This window comes from Mesorhizobium sp. M8A.F.Ca.ET.202.01.1.1, assembly GCF_004791595.1.
GTDB lineage: Bacteria > Pseudomonadota > Alphaproteobacteria > Rhizobiales > Rhizobiaceae > Mesorhizobium.
This window is the reverse complement of record NZ_SRUN01000075.1, coordinates 1-452: the sequence shown is the minus strand read 5'-3', so window position 1 is coordinate 452 and position 452 is coordinate 1. Positions and strand designations below refer to the sequence as shown.

Below are 452 nucleotides of genomic sequence, written 5' to 3'. Positions count from 1 at the left end.
ATCAGACCACCCCGCGCTGGCGCGGCGTGACGCTGCTGCACGAGATGAAGGCGCGCGGCATCAAGGTGGCGGTCGCCTCCGACAACACGCGCGATCCGTTCTACGCCTATGGCGATCTCGACATGCTGGAAGTCTACCGCATGGCGACGCGCATCCTGCATTTCGACCATCCGATCGGCGACTGGCCGAAGGCTGTAGCGGCGACGCCAGCCGAGGTGATGCGCCTGGAAGGCGTCGGCACGCTTGCCGTCGGCGGCAACGCGGACTTCATCGTCTTCAAGGGGCGCAATTGGACCGAATTGCTGTCGCGGCCGGAATCGGATCGCATCGTCGTGCGCGACGGCCGGGCGATCGAACGCAAGCTGCCCGACTATGCCGAACTCGATGAACTGATGGTGGAATGATGGATATCGCAGCGCTGAAGCGCGATCTCGAAGGGCTGAAGATCGACG

At 63.9% G+C, this 452-nt stretch carries 1 protein-coding gene; it reads left to right on the top strand.

Going from position 1 to position 452, the window contains the following annotated elements:
• Positions 1 to 404: amidohydrolase family protein (locus tag EN845_RS33900; RefSeq protein ID WP_145972539.1), on the top strand; the 404-nt coding region annotated here is incomplete at its 5' end.
• Positions 405 to 452: the final 48 nt, after the last annotated feature.